We start from the raw sequence: 23,205 nt of genomic DNA, 5'->3' as shown, positions 1-23,205 counted from the left end.
TTAGATAAACCAAATCTCGAGCTTGTTGCTGGGTCGCCTGTAACAAGTATGTATTTTCTTTCTTTTTTATAAGAGAAAAAAGATGTTAACTATCAAAGCAACTGTACGTAAAGAGCAGGGTAAGGGTGCGAGCCGCCGCCTGCGTGTGGCTAACCGTTTTCCTGCTATCGTTTATGGCGGAAATGAAGAGCCAATCGCTATCGATTTAGATCACAACGAAGTTATCAACCAAGAACACAAATCAGAATTCTATTCAGATTTCGTAAACCTGGTTATCGATGGCAAAGAAACTAAAGTTAAAGTTAAAGCAGTGCAACGTCACGAGTATAAACCAAAAATTACTCATATCGACTTCCTGCGCGCTTAATAAGCCACCCTTCGAGCTTTATTTTTCGGGACGCCGAGCATATAACGCCACTTAATGTGGCGTTATTTGTTTCTACTGTTTAATTATTTTTCTGATGCTCTACGTTGTAGCTGATCACGCAAATTAGGCGGGGTACCTTTAATGGTGAGCGTATCTGTTGCAGGATCCCAGAATATTCTCTCCCCTAATAATTTCGCATCAAAATTCACAGTTAATCCCCCACCACTTCCTGAGTACTTCATCAGTTGACGTAACGTACTGCGATCTGCTGGGAATGTTTCAGCTAATTCATAGCCTTTTTCTTCAGTAAATTGAGCAAAGTTTTGATCGCCTAAAGACGGTAATTCTTCAGCAAGCTCTGTTAAAGCAATTTCTTCGCCCGATTGTAATTGCTCGTTACAATAGCTATATACTTGCTCACGACAAGTTTGACGTTCTTGCTTACCCATTTCTGAGGCTTCACAAAAATCGTCAACCGCTTGTAATAAACCTTTGTTTTGAACTTTAGCGTTTAAACCTTCTTGAGCGCCTAAAAAGTCCATAAAGAAATCAGAGACTTTACGTCCAACACGACCTTTTAAAAACGTTAAATAACGTAAAGAGTCGGGTGCTGTTTCCCACTCAGTTAAATCGATACGAGCAATAATGTCTGCATGAGGAATATCTAAATAGCGCGTTGATGACACATCAAGGCTGTCATTGACCCACATACTGTTACAACTACTAAGTACAGCAATTAACAGGTAATCCACCGCTAAATAGCGATAGTGGCAAAATAGAACGGTACCACCTTCTGCAAAAGGGTATTTTGCTAATTCATCTTTTAGTCTTACGGTAGCTGCTCGTGAAAAACCTAAAAAGTTTTCTTCGCCTTTACGCTGTAAGCGCAGTGCTTCTGCTAATTCACTTTCTTCATTAAACAGACCATAAGCTTTACTTTTTGCACTGTATACACGATGCAACTCTTCAATCATCTCCTGAACAACAGGTTCAATTTCTAAGAGTGAATCACGTAGCACAACTTCTAATGTCTGCTCATCTCGCTTAATAAGTTGATGCAAAACTAATTGGTTAATATCTAGACTCATGGTCGTCCTCTTCTATTGCGTCTCTTTCTTGTGCGCGTATTCAAACACTCCCTACTTTCAGTATCAAGGGAAAATTAATTAATTTAATAGCGGAAAAAGACCTAGTAATACGGTAATATATAGCGTTTTATTCATTTAGTAGGAATTCAGATTTTATGCCGCAAAAATCCCGTTATAGTGATGAACAAGTTGAGCAATTACTTGCAGAACTTGTCAGCGTTCTTGAAAAACATCATACTCCTACAGATCTTTCTTTGATGGTGTTGGGGAACATGGTGACAAACTTAATTAATACAAGTATTGCCCCTGCTCAACGAATGCTGATTGCTGATTCTTTTGTTCACGCATTGCGTGCTTCAATTGATGAAGGCAATATTCACTAATAAACATAGAAAAATTATTTATAGACATGGTAACGAAACCTCAGTCCTATCGTGAAAAAGTATCCCAAATGATCAGCTGGGGTCACTGGTTTGCGCTATTTAATATTATTCTAAGCTTACTGCTTGGGAGCCGTTACCTGTTTATTTCTGATTGGCCTGCAACCTTTGCGGGTCGTTTTTACGCTATTGTGAGTTGGATGGGACATTTTAGTTTTATTGTCTTTGCTATCTATATACTCATCCTTTTCCCTCTCACCTTTGTAGCTGTTTCTCAACGGCTACTTAGAGTTATTTCCTGCGCCCTTGCCAGTGCCGGATTAACTATCCTTATTTTTGATATCGCCGTTTACCAGCAATTTCAACTCCATTTGACTCAGCTCGTTTGGGATCTTGTCATTAATCCAGATGAAGGTGAAATGGCGCGTGAATGGCAACTTATCTTTATTGGCATTCCCATCATTTTTCTTATTGAAATGCTTTTTGCAACATGGAGTTGGCAAAAATTACGCAGTTTAAATCGCCAACGTTGGGGTAAACCATTAGCGGGTGTCTTTATTACTTGCTTTATATTATCTCACTCTATGTCGATTTGGGCTGATGCTAACTTTTATCGCCCAATTACCATGCAACGAGCTAATTTACCGTTATCGTATCCAATGACAGCGCGTAAATTCCTTGAACGTCATGGTTTTCTTAATCAATCAGAATATGAGCAGCGTGTTATCAGTGAAGGTAACCCAGCAGCACAAGGTATCACCTATCCTCTTGCTCCATTAATCTATGCCAAAGATACCTATTCTTATAACTTGCTGGTGGTTATCGTTGATGGTTTAGGTAACGAAGAAGTACCTGAATTACCAAGCTTGCAACAGTTCGCACAAAATAATCTCTATTTTTCAAAACATTATTCATCAGGCATTAATAATGACACTGCATTATTTGGCCTATTTTATGGTATTTCACCTTCTTATTTAGACAGTGTATTAAGTAGCAGAAAAAACTCTGCACTTTTCGATGCATTAAGTTATCGGAACTACCAATTAGCAATGTTTTCAACTAATGGTTTCCAAACACCACTGTTTAAACAAGCTGTGCTATCAGATTTCACCCTCCCGACATCACGCAGTGGTGATAACAATGCCACAATTGATAGTTGGAGTAATTGGCTGGTGAAAAACAGCCAAACAGCCCCTTGGTTCTCTTTCTTACAAATTAATGGTCACACCAATAATGCGTCTCAACGTGCCACATTAAATGATCAACTAGAGACAATATTTAAGACATTACAAGAAACCAAAGCGCTAGATGATACTGTTGTCGTTGTCACTTCTAGCTATCATCAAGACAACAATAAGAAGCAGATTAACCAATGGCTTTCAGATAAGACCACCTTTAATTTAAGCCAATCACAAGTGCCATTGATGATACATTGGCCAAATATGACGCCACAGGTTATTGATCGAATGACAAGTCATCAAGATATTATGACAACCTTGATGCAGCATGTTTTACATGTCATTAGCCCAGTAGATAACTATTCACAAGGTGAAGACTTATTTGCAAGTACCCGTAATCATCCATGGATTTTTACCGGTGATGAAGAGACATTTGTAGTCTTTTTACAAGATAATACCTTGTTGATAGATAAGCATGGTCGGTACGCTTTATTTGATAAATCAGGACAAGAGATCAGCACGGCAAAACCTGATTTAAAATTATTACTGCAAATTTTAGCTGAGCAGAAGCGTTTTATTGAACGCTAGTACTATTAAATAACGTATAAAATTACGCCACTTAATTAGCAAAGGGTTGCTTTAGCAGCCAAAAACAGTAATATACAGGGCGCAAACGGCATGTAGCGCAGCCTGGTAGCGCACTGTCATGGGGTGTCAGGGGTCGTAGGTTCAAATCCTATCATGCCGACCAAAATTCCTTAGAAAAACCAACCGCTTATGGTTGGTTTTTTTATGCCTGAAATTTGCTTGGTGTAAAACTGGTGTAATACTGGTGTAAAACCCCCATCAGATTTACCTTGTTTAAGTTCCAATTCTCGCCCTATTCTTATGCTATAATCACTCTCCGATTCATTAATAAAACTTATGAAATTAAAAATCTTGCTGAACTAACACTAGAAGAAAAAGACAAAATTAATGTCGATTTATCCGCTTCAGGTGTCGCATATAAAGAACGACAACAACCAGCACATTTGAGAGTGTACTTTAATGAGCGATTAGCGTTTTATCGTAAAAGAATTATGAACATAAAACTAATATTTACCATAATGTATATTTACATCATGGTGAAATAGTTTGTTAGAACGGATACAAAGCGTAAAGATACAAAAGGAATACATTGTGCTCAAAGATAACTTTAATGAATTACAAATTTTTTTTGCTGTTGCGAGGGAGAAAAGCTTTACCAAAGCTGCGGCTAAACTGGGCGTTTCTCAATCCGCTTTGAGCCATGCAGTAAAAGCATTGGAAGAACGTTTAAATACACGGCTTTTAACACGCACCACACGCAGTGTCGCGGCAACAGAAATGGGGGAAAAGATTATCGCTTGTCTTGAACCTCGACTGGCTGACCTTAATCACGAGTTAGAGGCAATTATTCAGCTTAATGGTGTCGCATCTGGCAATATCCGCCTTTCAACGGGGGAGCATGCAGCACGCAGTCTTCTTTGGCCCAAACTCAAACCGTTTCTACGTGCATACCCTGAGATTAATGTCGAATTGGTGGTTGATAATGGGTTTGTTAATATTGTCGATGAAGGTTTTGATGCAGGGATACGTTTAGGGGAAAGTGTTGATAAGGACATGGTCGCCGTTAAGATTGGCCCTGATATGCGACTAGCAATTGTTGGTTCACCGAGTTATTTCGATTCTCAAGGCATACCACGAACACCTCATGATTTACAGCATCATCGTTGTATCAATATGCGACTGCCTACTGCGGGGGGATTGTATCATTGGGAATTTGAGAAAGAAGGGAAATCGTTACGAGTTAGAGTGGAAGGACAGCTCACCTTTAATCTATTATCTGAGCGAATTGATGCGGCGCTGTCTGGGTTTGGTATTGCTTGTGTCCCCGAGGATACCATCCAAGAAGCTGTCAAATCAGGAAAGCTGATCCACGTTTTAAGCGATTGGAGCCCGGCTTTTTCAGGCTATTATCTTTATTATCCAAGTCGAAAACAGCACCCTCCCGCGTTTGCATTATTGATTGATGCACTGCGTTACAGTGAGAAATAGAGGCTGGTAGTGTGAGACTAATGTATTGATGTTTACCAGCCTAAAATAAGTTTATCGATTAATTAGTGCTTGTAACGCAGCAGGATAGCGTTCTCCAACAATTTTAACTGTTTCCAACGCATAGGCAATTTTTTGCAAATCGTTATTCGTGAGTATGACATCAACAGCATTTAAATTTTCCTCTAAACGATGCAGTTTAGTTGTGCCAGGAATAGGAACAATCCACGGTTTTTGTGCCAATAACCAAGCCAGTGCAATTTGTGCTGAAGTCACGCCTTTCTGGCTAGCAAGGTCAGCTAACAAAGTAACCAGTTGTGCATTCGCCTCTAACGCTTCTGTATTGAAACGTGGGACTTTGCTACGAAAGTCATCATCGTTAAATGTGGTATTCGCATTAATTGCCCCAGTTAAAAAACCTTTTCCTAACGGGCTAAAGGGTACAAATCCAATGCCTAATTCTTCAAGCACAGGTAATATTTCATCTTCAGGTTCACGCCACCAAAGTGAATACTCGCTTTGCAGTGCGGTGACAGGCTGAATGGCATGTGCCCGACGAATTGTTTGAGCGCTGGCTTCAGAGAGGCCAAAGTGCTTTACCTTACCTTCCGCAATCAAATCTTTTATTGTGCCTGCAACATCTTCAATCGGTACATCTGGGTCAACACGGTGTTGATATAAAAGGTCAATAACGTCAGTTTTGAGCCGACGTAATGAACCTTCGACCGCTTCACGAATATGTTCTGGGCGGCTATTTAAAAGCTGCTGTTTATTTTCATTACTGCAGTTGAAACCAAATTTTGTTGCAATAATTACCCTATCTCGAAAGGGTTTTAATGCTTCACCAACCACTTCCTCATTCAAGAATGGTCCATAGACTTCTGCGGTATCAAAAAAAGTGACCCCACGTTCGACGGCTGTACGCAGCAATTCAATGGCTTGATGTTTATCTGTGGCTGGACCATAACCGTGACTTAGCCCCATACAACCTAATCCAAGTGCAGAAACTTCAAGTTTAGAATTACCGAGAAAACGTTTCTTCATGATTTATGTCCTGATCATTAATTAGAGTGCTTGCATAACTAAACATCTAGCTTGCGGCCAGCGAGCCATTCGACCATTGCAGGATCGCGGTGTGAGAAAAATGCACTTGTTGCCGTATCCATTGCTGCGATTTGTGTCATTTCATTATCGGTTAGAGTGAAATCGAGAATGTTTATATTTTCTGCCATTCTAGTTTTACGAACTGATTTAGCCAGTGACACAATGCCTCGTTGAAATAACCAGCGCAGAACAACTTGCCCAATACTTTTACCGTATTTTTCACCAATAGCGGTGAGTTGAGGAAGCTGAAATAGTCCATTTCTGCCTTCAGCAAAAGGCGCCCAAGCCTCTGGTTGGATATTCTTACTCTGCATCCATGGCACTGCATGTAGTTGCTGATTGAATGGGTTAACTTCAACTTGATTGACCGCAGGAATAACTTTATTGAATGCTATAAGGTCAGCTAATCTGTCTGGATGAAAATTGCTGACGCCAATTGCCCGAATTTTTCCAGCTTGATAAAGTTCTTCCATTGCACGCCACGCACCGTGAACATCGCCATAAGGTTGGTGAATAAGGTAAAGATCAACATAGTCGAGTTGCAAGCGACTTAATGAACGTTGAAATTGGGCTTTTGCCCCTTCGTAGCTGGCATCCTGTAGCCACAACTTCGTCGTAATAAATAAATCTTCTCGTGCTATTTGGCTCTGTTTTAATGCATTCCCGACTTGGGTTTCATTTTGATAGGATGCAGCGGTATCTATTAAACGATAACCGGTTTCAAGTGCGTCAATAACAGCGCGTTCACATTCGTCCGCATCTGTCATTTGAAAAACACCGAAGCCTAACAATGGCATTTCAACCCCATTGTTTAATTTGACAGTTTGCATAATGCGCTCCTTTTTATTTTCGTTGGAATAAAGCATAGCGTAGATTTATTGATTAGATTAGAGGTTATAATCCTCTAGAGCTTATGAGCAGAATTCATAAATAATAGTTCCTGCCCATAATAGGCGTGAATTATTGTAGGTTTTTTTGTTCAATGAATTGACTAATTAAATCAGTAAGTTGAGTATTGTTCAGATCCGAAAAAGGAAAATGTGTATTTCCTTTAATACCCATCTCAGGCAAATGGATAACGGTCACATCCCCACCATGTTGATTAACCACATCTCGCCATTCTCTGACGTACCCTCCAGCTATCTTGGGCAGGCATAGTGACAGGATTGCTAGGGAAGAGGATTAAATGGAATTTTACTAAGTTTCTGATCGGACGTGACGGCGAACCGATCAAACGCTTTGCGCCGAACACAACCCCAGAAAAAATAGAAGCGGCAATCCTTGTGGCACTTTTGAGATAACAACCATAATTAAATCTCTACATCACAGGAGATTTAATTATGTCTAAGTCACAGTGGGATAAAGATCGTACTATTGGGCAAAAACGACCGCTTAAAATATCACCTATATGGGGGGATATGGGGGATCCGTATTAGACTCGAGTAATAGAGTGCAGTAGTGAATATGATTTATTTCTTAGAAGAAATATCATCAGAAGTGTTCCTATAGCTTATCTTGATAGATGTGATAAGGTCTACTCGCCCAATTTTTTGCTGAATAGGTTATAAAAATATCATTAGAACCATAACGTTATGATGATGTCAGTAGAATTATTTTATTCATGTATTTTTTCATAAGGGATCCGTATTTGATTTTAGAATTCAAAAGACTAACAGAGGTCAATGTTAGCAATATTATTACGCTAAATAACCATCCTGATGTATTACGACACATGCCATTGGGAACCCCCGATTTTAACTACCAAAAGTGTATAGAATGGGTGGCACAAAAAGATGCTCAATGGAAAGAACATGGTTATGGCCCGTGGGCAATTATGATTAATGAGCATTTTGCTGGGTGGGGGGGATTACAATATGAAGACGGTGATGCAGATCTTGCCCTAGTGCTTCACCCAGATTATTGGGGTGCAGGTAAAGTCATCTATGACGAAATTATCAGACGTGCTTTCTGTGAAATGAAACTAGAAAGCATCACTATTTTACTTCCCTTGAGTAGGGTAAAAATTAAAACTATTTTACGGTTAGGTTTTCATCCTGATGGTGAAGTGATGTTTGATAGCATATGTTTTCGTCGGTTCCGCTTAGTAGCAACGCAAAAACCTGTATAAAGCAGGTTGTTATCTAAAAAATATATTAGCGGTCGCGCTAACCATGCATTCCAGAACAGGAATGATTATGAACGCCCGCTCTTCGCTCAAAGCAGGCAATCATAATGAGGTGACTTATATTGCGTATTTAGGTCGAATGGATATATTTATTCAGTTTTATGGATCTTTCTCAATTTAATAATCTACTTAAAACTCAACTAACGAAGGTCAATGCCTGTTATTTAAATAGGTTCACCATCAGTACCGATTATTTCTGCCTCGTTCTTCGGCATATCTATAAGCACCTCATCTTGATTACGAGTAAGAGCCTCAATACCAAACATTCCTTCTTTCACACCTGCAAACCCTATTGAATCACACCACTGGTAATTAAAACCCAAGCCCCAACAATCACACTTTTTATCCTATCTATCATCTCATTTTAACTTGCTCCCAAAATCGATATATAATAAATTACATAACGATAACAAAATAAAAAGTTGGAGAAGCAATGAAGTTATTTATGTTCTACATTGGTGGTAATGCCGGTAAATCAAATATTGAAGTTCACGATATCCAATTTGTTGTGGCAGAAAAACCTACAGATGCTTGGCCTGCGTTAAGAGAAGCATGGTTTGGAGATAAAGACAAAATACATATCGATGGTTATGCAGAAATCACTTGGGTTGATGGATTTAATATTACCCTTAGTGATAAACCTAGCAATAGCAATGATAATTTATATTTTGTTAATGTGGGAGGCTACCATCCATCAAGTCTAGCTGAATTACATGAATTTGATTTATTTGTTGCTAAATCAGCGAATGAAGCTAAAGAGAAGGCTATTGCAACACTTTTAGTAAATAGTCAGCAGCAACATAAAGATAATTTAAAAGATGTTGATGATTGCATTTTATTAAGCAAAATTGGTAATTTTTACATTCATCTAATGCCAAATAATTCAGGTGAACATTTCAAACCTTTATGGCAAGGTTATCAGCCTATTGGTATTGAAAAGACTCAATAATAATTTTTACTGCGCTGTTATTTTTCAGCGTAGTAAATTTTATTTAAGCAATCATCAACCTGTTTTTAAATATGTATCAATTTAAACAACATTGATATTTCCATTTAAAATAATCCCATACTATTTATTTGTAATTTTTGTTATTTAAAATTCATCAACTTCTTAAAATAGAAGCCTTTTTTAGTTTTTGGAAATTTACTTCCATAATATATTTTTCGCTCATAATCTCGGCCAGCATAGTGATTATCACCATAAAATTGACCATATAATGCAGTTTTAGGGCACACTTCATCAGAAAAAAATCTATGATTATTATCCACTTCAATTTTCCTTCTTTAAATTAAACTTAAGACCTCTTTAAATTAATTATAAATATTTATTATTTATAATTTTTAGTCGTTATTTAATACCATACTACTTTTATAAAATAGATCCAGTTTCTAGTCGTACTATTATTTAAATTAAAGAAAAAACATAATTAGACAAAATAAAAATTGAGTGTATGCTATATATCAGACACTCAATAATTAAAAACTTATTATTCATTATCTATTTTTCTATTCGCTATTCCAAAAGGAATATGCACAGAAGGTAATTCAGATGATGATTTTAAATGCAGTCTTTGATCATCAAAGAATATATGAGGTTTTAGAATTCTCAGAACATTGGCCTTCTCTACTCCCCCCATAAAAAAGGCTTCATTAACAGAAATTCCCCATGCTCTCATCGTGTTAATAACACGTTTATGAGATGGCGCATTACGTGCAGTAACAATAGAGATCTTAAGTAATGGAATATATGTAGGATCTTGTTTTACTTTTTCTAATTCCAATTTTTGAATATCAGAAATACGCAGTAAAAACTTTTTTAATGGTCCAGGATTATGAGGAACATTAACCATTTTGGCTTCATGATTATGAAATTGAGACAATTCACCTGAAGTTTTATAAATAACTTCAGCTTCATCATCAGCAATCACACCATCAAAGTCGAACGCAATTCTTAATTCATCAGCATCATCATCATTAACATGACCTTCTAATATCTGCCCTGCTGGATAATTTGCATTAATTGCTTGTAAAACATCGTCATGATCAGCAGATAAAAATAACTCAATATCAAATGCTGGAATATAAATATGAGGTGATTTTCCTTGAAGGAATACAGCTCGGGTGATCCCGAGCTTATAATGTTCAATAGAATTCATCACTCTTAATCCAGTGTCGGGATCATTTCTAGATAACAAAATAACTTCAACGAGTGGATCGTCAGGTCTAATATTATTTAGCTTCAAAAGTCGGCTAATAAAAGGAAATGCAACACCTTTATTCAAAGGTACATCCTGCATTTTATGTTGATATTTTCGATAAGCTTCCTCTCCTTGTGTGCGAAAAATATTATCTGATTCTTCTAAATCAAATAACGCACTAGAAGAAAGCCCTATGACTAATCTCTTCGTTAAATCATACGCCATCGCCAAAATTCTCTGTTAGTTCCTTTTATTATTCATAATATCACTCTTTTAAGAGAGTGAAGATAAGAAAACTTATACAAAAAAGCAGATAAAATCGTAGTATTTACCTGAGCATAAGCACTTTATCATTAAATCATACCCATTAATGATATTGATTATCATTTGCATTTAAGGAATATCCTTATTATTGTTATGACTACAATTCATAAGGAGAAAACTCATGGTTAAGAAAACGATACATTTACGCTCTCAGCATTTTAAAGATTTAGTCAATAAAATGAAAAAAATGAGTGCTGTTAAAAATACAATAAACACTAAATCAGAAAATAGTGATCTTGTTGTTATTAATAATAAAATCCCAACTTTGGTTTCTATAAAGTAAAATAATTTATTGGCTTTTAGTGTGAATAAATAATAACCGCAATTTTCTTAGGGTTGACAGATTAAATGATAATGATTATCTTTTAACTCGTGAATAGTTGAGTATTTTACTTGGTTTTTCACAACGACATTGCTCACATTGCTTCTAGTATTTATTGACCAACTCTCCTAGCGTTGGTCTTTTTTTTATCTGTATTATCCCGCAATCTGCTTAACCCTAAATGGAGGACATACTCTCCTTCGAAATACTATTATCTTGTTAAAGCTAAAATAGTTTATAGTGAATTTAACGCAAGGTAGTAATATTGTATTTGGTTATCACATCTAAAAAGGATCATGAAATAACCACATTATAATTAAACCATATCATCAATAGGGATTTTAAATTATGGGTTTTATTTCCACTATCATTGGAAAAAATAAAGAGCTAACACCAGAGCAGCAATGGGAACAACTTAATAAAAAATATGCAGATAATCCTATAGAGCGTATTCGTGAAAAATTAGTACTCGTATCTAGTGTTGATCATGAATATAAGGAATTTGGTGCGGACAATCATAAATATCAACTAAATTCTCCACTCTCAATAGAGAAAGTTAATCAGCTACAAGTAAAGGCAGGATGTGAATTCCCCGAAGATTATATCGCCTTTATAACTCAAATTGGCAATGGCGGTACAGGCTCTTATGGCGGTGCGGGTCCTTACTATGGCTTATATGCTTTTGATGACGCAATAGATAGAAATGGCGCACAAAATTGTGCATTACCCTGCTTACTTAAACCTAAAATGGATATCGATGAATGGAAAGCACTGTGTCATGTACCTGAAGACTGTAGTGATGAAGACTTTGATATTATTTGCGATAGAGTTCATCAAGGTACGCTTTATTTAGGCACTTGTGGATGCGAATACGATCTTTTATTAGTGGTCAATGGTAAATATAAAGGTCATATTTTATATACCTCTGATTGGGTTAATTCAGATACTCCTTACACATTTTCCTATGAAACTTCATTTACACAATGGTACGAACGTTGGTTAGATGAAGTGATTTTAGGCTATGACACAAGTTGGTTTGGTCATCGAATGGGAGGCAATGAAGAAACATTACTTCATTTTGCCCAAAATAATGAAGATATTACGAAAAAAATTAATGCTATCAACTCACTAACTAAGTTGCCTAAATTATCCAATAGCAGTTTATGTTTTTTAGAACAACAGCTACAAACTGAAAATATTGAGTTATATAAAGCTTCATTAAATGTTTTAGCCACTTATTTTAAAGAACAAGCATTACCTTATATTCAGCAAGCTTTAGTTGCTCCATTTGATGAAAAAACAGACATTGTTATTCCTATTATTTACTCTAAATATAGAGATCAATGCTCTCTTTTCAAAGATAGCCTTTTCCCAATTCTTAAAGTAACGAACAGCGAAGATACATTACGTTTTATCGGTTACTCTTTGGCCGAATTAAAAGCCGTTTTAGTTGAAGATTTTCAACCATTCTTTACTCACCCAAATGTAGAAATAATAAGAAGTGCAATTTATGCAGCTTCTCATGATATTAATTTAAAAGAAAAAACATCAGCATTTTATGAACTCGCAATCTCTGAAAATGAAGAGATCAGCTTAGGTGCAATTCAGGCATTATCTAGCTCAAATTATATCGATAGTGAGTTGTTACCTTATTTACAACAAGCTTGGAAAATGTATCCCAAAGAAAAAAATCCTTATATACGCAACAATATCTCTTCTTATATTGCGAAGGTATATCAGAACAATGAAGTTGATGTAACAAAATGGTAACTGACAGATAAATAGGCATTTTTCTCTTATTTATTTTAAATAGACAATAAGTAGATCTTGTTATTGTCTATTTTTAATTCAAATCTCATTATAAATAAGCATATTGTTATACTAACCAATGAAATAAATTATCAAGAATTTCAACTAAATGTATGCAAACTTTATAGCTAAACCAAGATGATTTTCATTTATACCATTTAACCTCATAGTTAAATTAAAATAAAAACCAATAAAATCACGCAGTTAAATACAATAAAACCCAAAAAACATTTATTACCTCAGAAAACCACTCTAATTCTGCACTTATTCTTATTATTTCTTTTTAAAGTTTGTTACAGATTGATATCTTTTTTTCCCTTATTATTTTTTTTCAGTATTTCATCACTGATAGATATTTAATTTTCCCCCGCCTTGCGCGGGGATTTTTTTATCTAAATTACCCTCTCAAAATATTCAATCGCTAAACTCTCACTATTTTCAAACTAAACCTACTTTCCTATTTTTCCCCCATAGCGTAAACATATTATGCCAATTATGTCTTTTGTAATGGACGAAAAGGAATATGGCAATAAAGCTAAAATTAGTGACAGAGCAAAATGTACATACCTTCATAAACTGGGAAATAAAAGTAATCAACACATCACTCAATTAATTACAGGAACATTAGGAGTTCCTTTTCAATATCAAACGTTATCTTATCAATATAAAAACTATCTAAAAAAATGAGTTTTTATTCTTAATAACTATTTCTTTGTAATATTTTGACAACTTTTTTTGAACTCTGAAATTACTCATTTTATAAGTTTTCTATTTTAACGACAAAATGTATCATGAAAAAATTAAGTAATTTAACTAATATCAAAAAAAGTTAACTTATTAACAAAAATAATCAAAAATAAATTTAATTTTTAAATTTCAGATATTTATATAAATTATAATTAACTCGTGTTAATAATTCAGTACTGAAAAAATCATAAATTCATTCATAAATCTTTATCTACCTGTCATTAACTATCAAGATTTTTTACAGATTGATATATTTTTTTCCTCTAATATTCCTTCCACCAACTTGGTACGAAAAAATACTTATTCATTGTATACAGAAAAACAAATAAAAAATTAACCAAAGAAAGAATATTTAAGGAATATAAAATGAAAAATAATTTTATTATCGGAAGTTTTTTAGCACTTTTATTATCAGCTCCAGCTATGGCAAATAATAATAAAGTAATCGGTTCAGGAACAATTACATTTACAGGTTCAATTATAGAGGGAAATTGTATGACCAACTCAGTAGGAAATACTTTTAAAACAAATTGTTGGAATGGAACTGAAATGGAGGAAACTTTGCATAACATTGAACCCAATAAAGTTTTTGACGCTCAATTGGGTGAAAATAAAGGTACAATGAGCATAAATTGGATCAAAGAAAATGTAGGGATTATGGATATCGAATATAACTAATATAGAAAAATTAAAATCATATATTTTTAATAAACATCAATCTCTATCAAGTAGAAATAGTATTTATTATTAAATAACGAGTATATATTTTAAAGAAATTAGAATTCATTACTATATAAATAATATTTTTATTATGACTATAACATATTAAGTAGATATAGTTTATTTCTATATTTGCTAACTCTATTTTAACTTATTTATATAATTTTAATCGTCTTATCTTTGCTTTGTATGCCCTGTCTTTATCGATAAAATCCATACAAACATTAGGGTTGACAAGTTAAGTGATAATGATTATCTTTTACCTCGTGAATAGTTGAGTGTTTTACTTGGTTTTTCACAACGACATTGCTCACATTGCTTCCAGTATTTACTGTGACCAACACATCATGTGTTGGTCTTTTTTTATATATATTAATAATTAATTATAAAAGCTGGCTTCACCTGCTGGTCGAGTTTTAAAACGACGGTGAGCCCATAAATATTGATCTGGCGCTCTCATAATTTCTGTTTCAATCAACTTATTCATTCTATCTGTGTCATTTTGAATATCTTCAGAAGGATAATTAATCAGCTCTTTACCTATGATTAAACTGTATTTTTTGCCTTTCAGATTTTCATTTCTGACCAAAGTAACAGTTAAAGATGGTGCTCCTGATAATTTTGCTAAAATAGCAACCCCTTTTGAAGTTGATGTTTTTTCAACAGAAAAGAATGGAGAAAATGTTGTACCTTTTAAACCAAAGTCTTGGTCAGGAGCAAACCAAATTGCTTTCCCTTTTTTTAACTCCATAACCATAAACTTCAAGTTACGTCTATCTATCATGCCCTTATCTGAACGGCATCTTGCTTTAGTTTGGATAAACTCCATCGCTTTATTATTATGTGGTCTATACATAGCGTTCACAGGGAAACAAAGCCCCATGATACGTCCACCCAGCTCTAGAGACATAGAATGTATACCAATTAATAGGATCCCAGCATTTTTATCATTTGCATCAGTAAAATTGGCGATCCCCTGGACTTCAAAGAGGCTTTTTAATCGGCGATCACTCCAAAACCACGCCATGCCTGTTTCAAATAATGCGACACCTAATGACGATAAATTATCCATCACAAGCTTGTTAATTTCATTTTTATCTTTATTAGGGAAACATAATTCTAAATTTTTCTTTATGATCGAGACTCTTCTTTTGACAAAGAAACGAGATAACAGCCCAAGATGTTTACCTAAAAAAAGTAACCAAGAATAAGGAAGTTGTACTAATAAAAAAAGAATAAAAACACCAAACCAAGTTAAGAAATATTTTGGATGTAATAGATGCAATGAAAAAACATTTTTAGCGTACACAAGTTTGTCCTTTAGGAACCAAAAAGCATTTAAGCCGCATTGAATTAAACAGCAATTGTTTAAGATAAGTCTTTAAATGTTAATTTAATTTTATCTTAAATTATTTTTATGATTTATCTGATATCTTTTATTCTAATAAATTTTTTTTGTTTCTTTTGATTGAGAAGACAATATCTTAATGCCTTTATTTTGCCATTATAATAATTAATTTATCCATTAATTTATTGTTCTGTAAAAATCAGTAGGCATTAAAGTAAATAACTTTTTGGAGTTTTAAATAATTTATATTAAATACTTACATAACTTTAATAATACTATTTTTATACGCTTTACTAAGTACACTCTAAATTTAAATAACACTAAAAATTGATATAAAAAAAACCTCACCGAAGTGAGGTTTTTTAGATCTTACTTGTATCAATATTGCATTAAGCAATACATACAGTAATAACAGCTCAATAGATTACAGAGCGATTACGTTCGCTGCTGCTGGACCTTTAGCGCCATTTTCGATAGAAAATGAAACTTCTTGGCCTTCTTTCAGAGATTTGAAGCTATCGCTTTGGATCGCTGAAAAGTGTACGAATACGTCTTTGCTACCGTCTTTAGGAGTGATAAAGCCAAAACCTTTATCATCGTTAAACCATTTTACTGTACCAGTCATTGTATTAGACATAAGATTTCCTTTAATTAATTATTTTGCCATAAGGCATTGTTTGCGGTTTGATTTCGGATTTTTACTTATGGTCACTATTTGAAGGAATTCGCAACGAAGAGGTATCAGGGATAACGCTAAACGGTGAACTACTTAAAACTGCACTAACATAAATAGGTCTGTACTTCCAAACCAGTGGCGCTATTAAGTCATATAATTCGTTTTATAGCAAATTATTTTCATCTTTATTTTAAAAAAACTTTTCACCGGCAAAATTAGAAGATAATTATAAGATAAAAACAATTATCTATTTCACCTATCTCATTATTTTAATTTAAGAACATGAATAAAAAAGTAGATACTGTTATTTTTTAAGATAATCAGTATCTACTCTATCATTAATGTACTACATCACCTTAATCAGCGAGTTCTAATAAAATTTCTTCTGTTTTCGTCCATAGAAGTGAACCTCCTTCTTCTGGCCATAAATGCCGCTCAGCATTAGGAAAACGTTGAAATAATAAATTCCCAAAATCTGGAGAATGAACGGTACTGGTATCTTTCATTCCATACCATAAGGTTGTTGGTGTCTTTATTTCTTCAGGTGAAAATCCCCAAGGTTGCATAGCAATCAATAAATCTTGAGTATATCCATCATTGCCTTGTTTAAAGGCTTCTGCCATACATTCTTGATAAACTGGGAGAAAATCAATTGATTTATAAATAGCCAAATCAACTTCGGCACTGTAATTTAGAATAAAATCCATTAACCATTTGGCTGTTATATTTTGCTTAATCCAACTGGTTAACGAATCTGGTGATCCAACAGCCTGACGTTGCATATTAACAACATCATCTGTTAGATTATTTTGTGTATCCGGATAGTCAAATTGATCTTGTCCTGCGACAATAAGTAATTTATCAACATGACAATAAACACAAAGCGCCATAGCAAAAACAGCACCTTGCGAAAATCCTATTACATTAATACTTTTAATATGAAGATGGTCTAATAAAAATAAAATATCTTTAGAAAAAGATTTTAACGACTTTTGAGGATCAAAAGTCGAATCGCCTAATCCTGGGCGAGTGGGTGTAATCAACCGAATATTAAGCTTATTTAAAAGGTCAGCGTCTACTCCTAATAAACCACTCATACCTGCACCGGTGCAAAATAATACTGGCTTACCTTGCTCTGGACCTGATTCATACCACGTTAAAATTCTATTATCTGGTAATGATACATTATATTTTCTTGAGTTTTTAATTTTCATTAGATTTTGTCTTTTATTAATTTTTGATAACACACTACCTGCCAATTTGCATAGCAATGTCTATTTTTAAGTTTTGCTTTTAAAAATTAATGTTGAGACTCGCTAAGGGTAAGATTTCATATAAACTCGCAATAAATTTTGTTTCGTTGCCGATAAATGGATAAACCGAAACTTATTCTTTGTTTTTAAAAACTAAAAATGCGTAGATTTCATACTACGCCCTATTAGTATAATCGAGTTAGCTGTAATAGGTAAGAGTCATCACTGATCATTTTTATTTTAAATTTTTATTATATTTATTGTTTTCTTTTTCTTATAAAAAAAGAGAGCAATAAAATTGCCCTCTTTTTCATTTATAACTGGTTTCTACGTTATTTTACTAATTTACAAGTACGTCCTTCATCTTCAGCAACACGCCCATTAACTGCATCATCTTCTGAAATTGTTGCTAAATTAAATTCATTTTGTCCTTTGCCCCAAATTTGGAAATTCTCACCAACATAACGAGCGCCACTAGCCGCAATAGCTTCTTTTAGAACAATAATTTCATCGTTGTAATACATAACCGCTAACTGTTCAGTAGGGAAAGAAACTCTAATTTTTTGACCTTCACAGTTATAAGTATCCGTTTTAGCAGCCAAAGCAGGAGCTGTTATTAATGAAGAAACTAATGCAATAGCAAAAATAGAAAGTAATTTATTCATTTACACATCCTAAAATAACCAAGTAAAGTTTTACTAATAAAATTAGACTAGACTTCATCTTTTAAAGATGAAATAGGATATCTCCGCATTTTATTAAAACTAAAAGTTTATATGAACATTTTAATTTAAGATTAATTTTAATAAAAAATTATCAATCATTGATGAGTGAGTTAAAATGCAATTTCTTAATTAAAATCAAGTTTAATTAAACCAAATTTCAATACATAACTTTACATTATTATCTGTCTATTTTACTTTATTCAGTGTAATTATCACTATACGATATGCTATTATCCTAGTACCTATAAATTTATTGTAGTTCAATAATTTAAGTCGATCTTATTGAAAAATATCGATAAAGAAAAAAAATAGGAATATTCATGCTTCAAGAGAATGTTGTTAAAGATATTATTGTTTGGATTGAGCAAAATCTTGATTCACGCTTATCACTAGATATTGTTGCTGAAAAATCAGGTTATACAAAATGGCATTTTCAGCGCTTATTTAAAGCATATACAGGAATATCTTTAGGAAAATACATACTCGCCCGCCGTTTATCTTGCGGTGCTTACGCTTTACGTATAACGCGTTGTAGCCTGCTTGATATTTCCTTGAAATATCGGTTTGACTCTCAACAAACATTTTGTCGCGCATTTAAAAAACAATTTAATATTACGCCTTCCGAATACAGAAAAAAGCCAGGTTGGGATATTAGTGAACTGATTTTTCCCGCACTAGAAACAGTTGAACTTAGCGCTAAATATGAAGTCGTTACCTTTCCTTCCCTAAAATTAGCGGGTATGTCTCACCAATACAACAAACCTGTTTCAACGTGGAATTCAGATAAGAAAAAATTTAGAAAAGAATTTTGGCGTAAATTTTTGAAGGATATGCATACAATACCCACAGAGCTATATGCAATGCATCGAGCCTCTGCAAGTACATTAGAAGATACAATGTACATTTATAGTACCGCGGTTGATAAAGAAAAATTATCAACAATATCTAATCTATCTTCAATGTCACAATTAGAATTACCTAGTGGTAATTATTTAGCAATTACTTTTAATATGGATGAAATTTTAGGTTCATTAACAGGTTACGATGATATTATTTACACGGTATATACTAAAGTATTACCAAAAATGAATTTATTACGTAGATCTGGCCCTGATATTGAACAATATACATTAAAAGGATCGGTGAGTTACGATAAATTACTTGAGCAAAGTGAACAATACTTACAAAAAATTAGCTACTATATTCCTGTTCTTTAATCAGTTTCATCTACAAAAAAGATCCCAATTAAATTGGGATCTTTCTATTTAAAGAGATATCTAAAATAATTCTCTTCTATCAATCTTTCTTAGACTTATTAGCAAAGAAAATATCGTCTTGGATATCTTTTGTTCTTATTGTAAACAATTCGTTCATTAAGTTTTCAGTTAATTTTTCAGCATCAGCCATAACTCGTAGATTAAATTCATTAAGCATTTTATCTGCACCGGCTTTATCTGTTTTCACCATAGTGAGATATTTAGCTTCCATTTCTTTTTGCTCTAATGCAGTTTTTGCTTCCCACTCTTGATAAGCTTTTTTCACTATTGGTGCAAGTTTTGGATAATCTGTCATTACCAATGTTTGTAACTTACGATATTTCCAGTAAATAGAATCACTGTCTGCTTGATTGGTTCCTATTCCATAATGTTGCGGATAAGCTTTTAATCCACTGTAATACGGAACAAATGCAGTTAAATCCGCCATACCTAATCCTACATAAGTCACTTCGCCTATTTCTTGAGGAAGTTCTGGGCGGACTTGCATAACATGTGCTTCATAAGTTCTAAATACACTAATTGGACGCCATGGCTCTTCACCATTTAATCCATTGGTATATGGGTCGTGCTCTGTTCCTTCAAAGTGATTACGTAACATCGCTTTCGCCTCTTCAACAGATACTTTTTTCTCTGGCGTTAATAAAGGCGCAAAGTTACGACCATCGCCCACAGCTTGCTTTAATGATGGATTAAATTGTTGCTGAATAACCCATACTCGCGGATCGTTATAAGTACGATCTCGTTCGTCATCTCGTGTATAAGCTTTTGAAAAATTAAACGCGCCTTCTTTTTCAGGATTATAAAGCCCTTTCTCAACAGCAAATTCCACTAGATTTTTCGAGCCTAAAACATCATTACTGTTAATATCATAGTGTTGTAATCGACCTTGGTTTCCTGTCGCAAAGTATTTATCTTTAGGTAATTTTTGTGCGATCCAATGATGCCCAGTTCCAGTTTCTAAGTACCAAAGCTCATTTTTATCAACAACGGCAACACCAAATCCTTCACCAGCACCTTGTTTTTCAATAATACTACCTAATAATTCCACGGCTTCACGAGCTGTTTTTGCTCTTGAAAGCAGGACATCTGGAATATCATCTTCCGTTATCCCGGTCTCTTCAACATAGGGATCAAAAGAGAGTGCTTTAGGTGAAGCAAAAATAGATTCAGTACCACTGACACCCACCCCTAGTTCATTAAATCCTGTTGCACCATGAAGTTGTGTTTTCCAATTCGGTACAGTGGTATAGCGCAATGAATTCTTAGGTAATGGATACGTAAAATTATTAGCACCGTTATGTTCTTTGGTACTATAAATCCCCGTTTGATTCGTTTTAGCAGGATGAATAACGAAATGTTGGGCTTTTAATGCATCGCTGTCTGCGCTACGAGCAATAATCAATGAACCATCATTTGTTGCTTCACTTCCCGCTAACAACGTTGTACAGGCTAAAGCTGAAGAAACTAATGCAATATTAACGGATAAGGCAATAATGCCCTTTTTAAATAAAGACATAAAACTCCCCATTTGCTTGTTATTTATAATTTATAGATCAATTAAGTATCTTTTTAGAATCAAAATAAAAAACCAGATAGATAATTTGATGCGAAATATTAACAATGAAAAAGTATGAGTTTCCGTGATTTACATCTCAATGATTATTATATTTCGAAATAAAAACATTAATTATTCGCATCATATTAATATCAATAAGCTTTATAGAAAGATGCATTTAAAATATAAATACCATTTTTATTATTGATAAAATCTAGAGATGTAATCCAAATGAAATTTAATTATAAAAACAGACTTAAATATTAAATTAAATAACAACTAATTAAATATAATAATGTTCTATGTTAATAAAAGATATTAATAGTAATAAAATTCAGGCATAAAAATAGCCACTAGAATTGTTTACTGTTTTAGTGGCTATTTTATTAATCTTTATTCTTTTATAAAACGCATTAACTGCTGGCGTAATTGCTTATTTTCTTGTTTTAACTGTTCATTTTCATCTAATAAAGTCAATGCTATGGCGATACCATGCCAATCTAATGCGAGTTCTTTATGAAGTTTTAATGCACGATGTATCACCACAATAGCGTTATCATCAAAAAACCATTCCTGAGTTTCAATTTCTAACGGCTCGATCACACCAAGAGCTACAAACTCTTTTAGCTCATCATTTGATATTCCTGTGTGATAACAAAACTCAGTAACAGTAAATACGGTTGTTGTTAATTGACCCATTATTTATTCTCCCAGTCTTTACGTGGATTATAATCGGTCTGGCTATCTGCAATTTGTTGCCATAATTCGCGTGTCTTTTCATCGGGTTTAGGTGGCATTACAATTTTTAAAATTGCATATAAATCACCGCTGACCTTTTTGCTAACTAACCCTTTTCCCTTAATACGTAGTTTTTGTCCTGCCTGACTTCCCGCCGGGATAGTTAACAAGATTTTTTCTTTTATTGTGGGTATAGGAATTTTTGCACCTAATGCAGCTTCCCAAGGAGCTACTGGAACAACGATTTCTAAATCATGATCTTTAACATCAAATAAAGGATGAGGAGCAATACGAATCGTTAACCATAAATCACCATTTTCTCCTCCATTTTCACCTGAAGTACCTTGCCCTTTTAAGCGTATACGTTGTCCATCAATAACACCTGCGGGAATTTTAACATTCAGTGTTTTAGGAATTTCTTTTTCCAAAATACCGAAGACATTATAAACAGGTAAGTGGTAACTTATTGTGCGTTTATGCTCTTCCTGTGATTCTTCCAGAAAAACAGCTAATTCTATTTCTAAATCATGCCCACGCTGTTTATGAGGCTGTTGAGTTCGACGCCCTTCAAATGGGGAGTGTTGACCGAAAAATGAAGCATAAAAATCATCAAAATCTTCTTGGCTAAAGTTTTCTTGACTCTTATTTGAATGTTGTTGTGTAAATTGCCTAAATTTAGGATCGTTACGATGGGCCCAAAGTTCATCATATTCGGCTCGACGTTGTTCATCGCCTAATATTTCCCATGCCTGAGCAATTTCTTTAAAACGCTCTTCTGCATTTGGCTCTTTACTGACATCTGGATGATATTTTTTCGCTAAACGGCGATAAGCTGTTTTAATCGTTTTAGTATCATCAGTGGGTTTAACACCCATAATGGCGTAATAATCCTTTAATTCCATAGTGATATCTCAATTATGTTAAACAATGAATTAAATATTAATGCCCAATACTTGATCAATTATAGAACAAAGAAACTATGTTGATGAGTAAATTCCCACGAAAAGCGTGCTTGCAGCCTAAAAAAATAGGTTTAAACTAAAAAATATTTTAAATATTAAAAATTAATTTAAAAAAATAAAATAATATAAAACAATGTGTTAAATAAAAAATGAATAGTATTATTGTATATTCTCAT

At 34.0% G+C, this 23,205-nt stretch carries 23 protein-coding genes, 1 tRNA gene and 2 pseudogenes; 13 read left to right on the top strand and 13 right to left on the bottom strand.

What is annotated here, in order from left to right:
- Positions 1–82 precede the first annotated feature (82 nt).
- The gene (gene rplY / locus QQS39_RS06735) at positions 83–367 is read left to right on the top strand and encodes a 50S ribosomal protein L25 (protein ID WP_023581385.1); all 285 of its coding nucleotides are present in this window, start codon (positions 83–85) and stop codon (positions 365–367) included.
- An 83-nt stretch (positions 368–450) separates the two neighbouring features.
- Here the strand turns inward: rplY and yejK are convergent, their stop codons facing one another.
- The gene (gene yejK, locus QQS39_RS06730) at positions 451–1,455 is read right to left on the bottom strand and encodes a nucleoid-associated protein YejK (protein WP_099074944.1); all 1,005 of its coding nucleotides are present in this window, start codon (positions 1,453–1,455) and stop codon (positions 451–453) included.
- A 155-nt stretch (positions 1,456–1,610) separates the two neighbouring features.
- Between yejK and QQS39_RS06725 the strand changes: the two genes are divergently transcribed.
- From QQS39_RS06725 to QQS39_RS06705, 5 genes are all read left to right on the top strand, one after another.
- Positions 1,611–1,838, top strand: a complete 228-nt coding sequence (locus tag QQS39_RS06725; RefSeq protein WP_004247042.1) for a YejL family protein — start codon at positions 1,611–1,613, stop codon at positions 1,836–1,838.
- A 26-nt stretch (positions 1,839–1,864) separates the two neighbouring features.
- Positions 1,865–3,601, top strand: a complete 1,737-nt coding sequence (gene yejM, locus QQS39_RS06720) for an LPS biosynthesis-modulating metalloenzyme YejM (RefSeq protein ID WP_285805603.1) — start codon at positions 1,865–1,867, stop codon at positions 3,599–3,601.
- 86 nt (positions 3,602–3,687) lie between these two features.
- A tRNA-Pro gene (locus tag QQS39_RS06715) sits at positions 3,688–3,764 on the top strand.
- A gap of 178 nt (positions 3,765–3,942) precedes the next feature.
- Entirely contained in the window at positions 3,943–4,146 is a 204-nt protein-coding gene (locus QQS39_RS06710) for a DNA polymerase III subunit theta (protein ID WP_285805880.1), read from the top strand.
- Between the two features lie 46 nt (positions 4,147–4,192).
- Positions 4,193–5,089, top strand: coding sequence for a LysR family transcriptional regulator (locus QQS39_RS06705; protein WP_285805602.1), 897 nt, complete (start codon positions 4,193–4,195; stop codon positions 5,087–5,089).
- 51 nt (positions 5,090–5,140) lie between these two features.
- Here the strand turns inward: QQS39_RS06705 and QQS39_RS06700 are convergent, their stop codons facing one another.
- From QQS39_RS06700 to QQS39_RS06690, 3 genes and pseudogenes are all read right to left on the bottom strand, one after another.
- Positions 5,141–6,130: an aldo/keto reductase gene (locus QQS39_RS06700; RefSeq protein WP_285805601.1), complete on the bottom strand. Its 990-nt coding sequence runs from the start codon at positions 6,128–6,130 to the stop codon at positions 5,141–5,143.
- A gap of 38 nt (positions 6,131–6,168) precedes the next feature.
- Positions 6,169–7,020 carry an aldo/keto reductase gene (locus QQS39_RS06695; RefSeq protein WP_285805600.1) on the bottom strand — a complete coding sequence of 284 codons (852 nt, stop codon included), beginning with the start codon at positions 7,018–7,020 and terminating at the stop codon, positions 6,169–6,171.
- 130 nt (positions 7,021–7,150) lie between these two features.
- Positions 7,151–7,364, bottom strand: a pseudogene (locus QQS39_RS06690) (alpha/beta hydrolase); the annotation flags it as partial.
- On the opposite strand from QQS39_RS06690, the pseudogene QQS39_RS06685 reads away from it, so the two are divergent.
- From QQS39_RS06685 to QQS39_RS06675, 3 genes and pseudogenes are all read left to right on the top strand, one after another.
- Positions 7,354–7,491 (top strand): annotated as a pseudogene (locus tag QQS39_RS06685) (glutathione peroxidase); the annotation flags it as partial. The pseudogenes QQS39_RS06690 and QQS39_RS06685 overlap by 11 nt on opposite strands.
- Before the next feature lie 347 nt (positions 7,492–7,838).
- Positions 7,839–8,318, top strand: coding sequence for a GNAT family N-acetyltransferase (locus QQS39_RS06680; protein ID WP_151434759.1), 480 nt, complete (start codon positions 7,839–7,841; stop codon positions 8,316–8,318).
- 490 nt (positions 8,319–8,808) lie between these two features.
- Positions 8,809–9,324 (top strand): DUF1543 domain-containing protein, encoded by a 516-nt coding sequence (locus tag QQS39_RS06675; protein ID WP_196570154.1) that lies wholly within the window; start codon positions 8,809–8,811, stop codon positions 9,322–9,324.
- A gap of 140 nt (positions 9,325–9,464) precedes the next feature.
- Here the strand turns inward: QQS39_RS06675 and QQS39_RS06670 are convergent, their stop codons facing one another.
- Positions 9,465–9,644, bottom strand: coding sequence for a hypothetical protein (locus QQS39_RS06670; RefSeq protein WP_151434757.1), 180 nt, complete (start codon positions 9,642–9,644; stop codon positions 9,465–9,467).
- A 218-nt stretch (positions 9,645–9,862) separates the two neighbouring features.
- Positions 9,863–10,798: a 5'-nucleotidase gene (locus QQS39_RS06665; RefSeq protein ID WP_151434756.1), complete on the bottom strand. Its 936-nt coding sequence runs from the start codon at positions 10,796–10,798 to the stop codon at positions 9,863–9,865.
- A 220-nt stretch (positions 10,799–11,018) separates the two neighbouring features.
- Here QQS39_RS06665 and QQS39_RS06660 point away from each other — a divergent pair, with 220 nt between their 5' ends.
- From QQS39_RS06660 to QQS39_RS06650, 3 genes are all read left to right on the top strand, one after another.
- Positions 11,019–11,180: a hypothetical protein gene (locus tag QQS39_RS06660; protein WP_196570153.1), complete on the top strand. Its 162-nt coding sequence runs from the start codon at positions 11,019–11,021 to the stop codon at positions 11,178–11,180.
- Between the two features lie 387 nt (positions 11,181–11,567).
- Positions 11,568–12,989, top strand: a complete 1,422-nt coding sequence (locus tag QQS39_RS06655; RefSeq protein WP_285805599.1) for an SMI1/KNR4 family protein — start codon at positions 11,568–11,570, stop codon at positions 12,987–12,989.
- 1,152 nt (positions 12,990–14,141) lie between these two features.
- Positions 14,142–14,453 carry a hypothetical protein gene (locus tag QQS39_RS06650; protein ID WP_285805598.1) on the top strand — a complete coding sequence of 104 codons (312 nt, stop codon included), beginning with the start codon at positions 14,142–14,144 and terminating at the stop codon, positions 14,451–14,453.
- A 421-nt stretch (positions 14,454–14,874) separates the two neighbouring features.
- Here the strand turns inward: QQS39_RS06650 and lpxL are convergent, their stop codons facing one another.
- The 4 genes from lpxL to QQS39_RS06630 form a co-directional block, all read right to left on the bottom strand.
- Positions 14,875–15,804, bottom strand: a complete 930-nt coding sequence (gene lpxL, locus QQS39_RS06645; protein WP_285805597.1) for an LpxL/LpxP family Kdo(2)-lipid IV(A) lauroyl/palmitoleoyl acyltransferase — start codon at positions 15,802–15,804, stop codon at positions 14,875–14,877.
- 463 nt (positions 15,805–16,267) lie between these two features.
- Positions 16,268–16,480 carry a transcription antiterminator/RNA stability regulator CspE gene (cspE, locus tag QQS39_RS06640; RefSeq protein ID WP_006537332.1) on the bottom strand — a complete coding sequence of 71 codons (213 nt, stop codon included), beginning with the start codon at positions 16,478–16,480 and terminating at the stop codon, positions 16,268–16,270.
- Positions 16,481–16,875: 395 nt separating this feature from the next.
- Positions 16,876–17,733 carry an alpha/beta fold hydrolase gene (locus tag QQS39_RS06635; RefSeq protein ID WP_285805596.1) on the bottom strand — a complete coding sequence of 286 codons (858 nt, stop codon included), beginning with the start codon at positions 17,731–17,733 and terminating at the stop codon, positions 16,876–16,878.
- A 371-nt stretch (positions 17,734–18,104) separates the two neighbouring features.
- Positions 18,105–18,437, bottom strand: a complete 333-nt coding sequence (locus QQS39_RS06630) for an MliC family protein (protein ID WP_285805595.1) — start codon at positions 18,435–18,437, stop codon at positions 18,105–18,107.
- A 380-nt stretch (positions 18,438–18,817) separates the two neighbouring features.
- Here QQS39_RS06630 and QQS39_RS06625 point away from each other — a divergent pair, with 380 nt between their 5' ends.
- Entirely contained in the window at positions 18,818–19,714 is an 897-nt protein-coding gene (locus tag QQS39_RS06625; RefSeq protein ID WP_151434750.1) for an AraC family transcriptional regulator, read from the top strand.
- Between the two features lie 79 nt (positions 19,715–19,793).
- On the opposite strand, the gene QQS39_RS06620 is transcribed toward QQS39_RS06625, so the two are convergent.
- The 3 genes from QQS39_RS06620 to cbpA all read right to left on the bottom strand — a co-directional run bounded on the left by QQS39_RS06620 (position 19,794) and on the right by cbpA (position 22,969).
- Complete coding sequence (locus QQS39_RS06620) at positions 19,794–21,290, bottom strand: C69 family dipeptidase (protein WP_285805594.1); 1,497 nt, start codon at positions 21,288–21,290, stop codon at positions 19,794–19,796.
- Between the two features lie 432 nt (positions 21,291–21,722).
- Positions 21,723–22,028 (bottom strand): chaperone modulator CbpM, encoded by a 306-nt coding sequence (gene cbpM / locus QQS39_RS06615; RefSeq protein WP_151434748.1) that lies wholly within the window; start codon positions 22,026–22,028, stop codon positions 21,723–21,725.
- Positions 22,028–22,969: a curved DNA-binding protein gene (gene cbpA / locus QQS39_RS06610; protein WP_151434747.1), complete on the bottom strand. Its 942-nt coding sequence runs from the start codon at positions 22,967–22,969 to the stop codon at positions 22,028–22,030. The genes cbpM and cbpA overlap by 1 nt, the downstream gene beginning before the upstream one ends.
- Positions 22,970–23,205: the final 236 nt, after the last annotated feature.

Origin of the sequence: Proteus appendicitidis, assembly GCF_030271835.1 — a bacterium.
Taxonomy (GTDB): Bacteria; Pseudomonadota; Gammaproteobacteria; order Enterobacterales; family Enterobacteriaceae; genus Proteus; species Proteus appendicitidis.
The sequence above is the reverse complement of the archived record's forward strand: the minus strand, read 5'-3'. Positions and strand labels throughout refer to the sequence as shown.

What these genes read in the sequence shown, in the direction of transcription:
- rplY (WP_023581385.1), top strand. Translation starts at nt 83, where the DNA reads ATGTTAACTATCAAAGCAACTGTACGTAAAGAGCAGGGTAAGGGTGCG.
- yejK (WP_099074944.1), bottom strand. Translation starts at nt 1,455, where the DNA reads ATGAGTCTAGATATTAACCAATTAGTTTTGCATCAACTTATTAAGCGA.
- QQS39_RS06725 (WP_004247042.1), top strand. Translation starts at nt 1,611, where the DNA reads ATGCCGCAAAAATCCCGTTATAGTGATGAACAAGTTGAGCAATTACTT.
- yejM (WP_285805603.1), top strand. Translation starts at nt 1,865, where the DNA reads ATGGTAACGAAACCTCAGTCCTATCGTGAAAAAGTATCCCAAATGATC.
- QQS39_RS06700 (WP_285805601.1), bottom strand. Translation starts at nt 6,130, where the DNA reads ATGAAGAAACGTTTTCTCGGTAATTCTAAACTTGAAGTTTCTGCACTT.
- QQS39_RS06695 (WP_285805600.1), bottom strand. Translation starts at nt 7,020, where the DNA reads ATGCAAACTGTCAAATTAAACAATGGGGTTGAAATGCCATTGTTAGGC.
- QQS39_RS06675 (WP_196570154.1), top strand. Translation starts at nt 8,809, where the DNA reads ATGAAGTTATTTATGTTCTACATTGGTGGTAATGCCGGTAAATCAAAT.
- QQS39_RS06665 (WP_151434756.1), bottom strand. Translation starts at nt 10,798, where the DNA reads ATGGCGTATGATTTAACGAAGAGATTAGTCATAGGGCTTTCTTCTAGT.
- QQS39_RS06660 (WP_196570153.1), top strand. Translation starts at nt 11,019, where the DNA reads ATGGTTAAGAAAACGATACATTTACGCTCTCAGCATTTTAAAGATTTA.
- QQS39_RS06655 (WP_285805599.1), top strand. Translation starts at nt 11,568, where the DNA reads ATGGGTTTTATTTCCACTATCATTGGAAAAAATAAAGAGCTAACACCA.
- QQS39_RS06650 (WP_285805598.1), top strand. Translation starts at nt 14,142, where the DNA reads ATGAAAAATAATTTTATTATCGGAAGTTTTTTAGCACTTTTATTATCA.
- cspE (WP_006537332.1), bottom strand. Translation starts at nt 16,480, where the DNA reads ATGTCTAATACAATGACTGGTACAGTAAAATGGTTTAACGATGATAAA.
- QQS39_RS06635 (WP_285805596.1), bottom strand. Translation starts at nt 17,733, where the DNA reads ATGAAAATTAAAAACTCAAGAAAATATAATGTATCATTACCAGATAAT.
- QQS39_RS06630 (WP_285805595.1), bottom strand. Translation starts at nt 18,437, where the DNA reads ATGAATAAATTACTTTCTATTTTTGCTATTGCATTAGTTTCTTCATTA.
- QQS39_RS06625 (WP_151434750.1), top strand. Translation starts at nt 18,818, where the DNA reads ATGCTTCAAGAGAATGTTGTTAAAGATATTATTGTTTGGATTGAGCAA.
- QQS39_RS06620 (WP_285805594.1), bottom strand. Translation starts at nt 21,290, where the DNA reads ATGTCTTTATTTAAAAAGGGCATTATTGCCTTATCCGTTAATATTGCA.
- cbpM (WP_151434748.1), bottom strand. Translation starts at nt 22,028, where the DNA reads ATGGGTCAATTAACAACAACCGTATTTACTGTTACTGAGTTTTGTTAT.
- cbpA (WP_151434747.1), bottom strand. Translation starts at nt 22,969, where the DNA reads ATGGAATTAAAGGATTATTACGCCATTATGGGTGTTAAACCCACTGAT.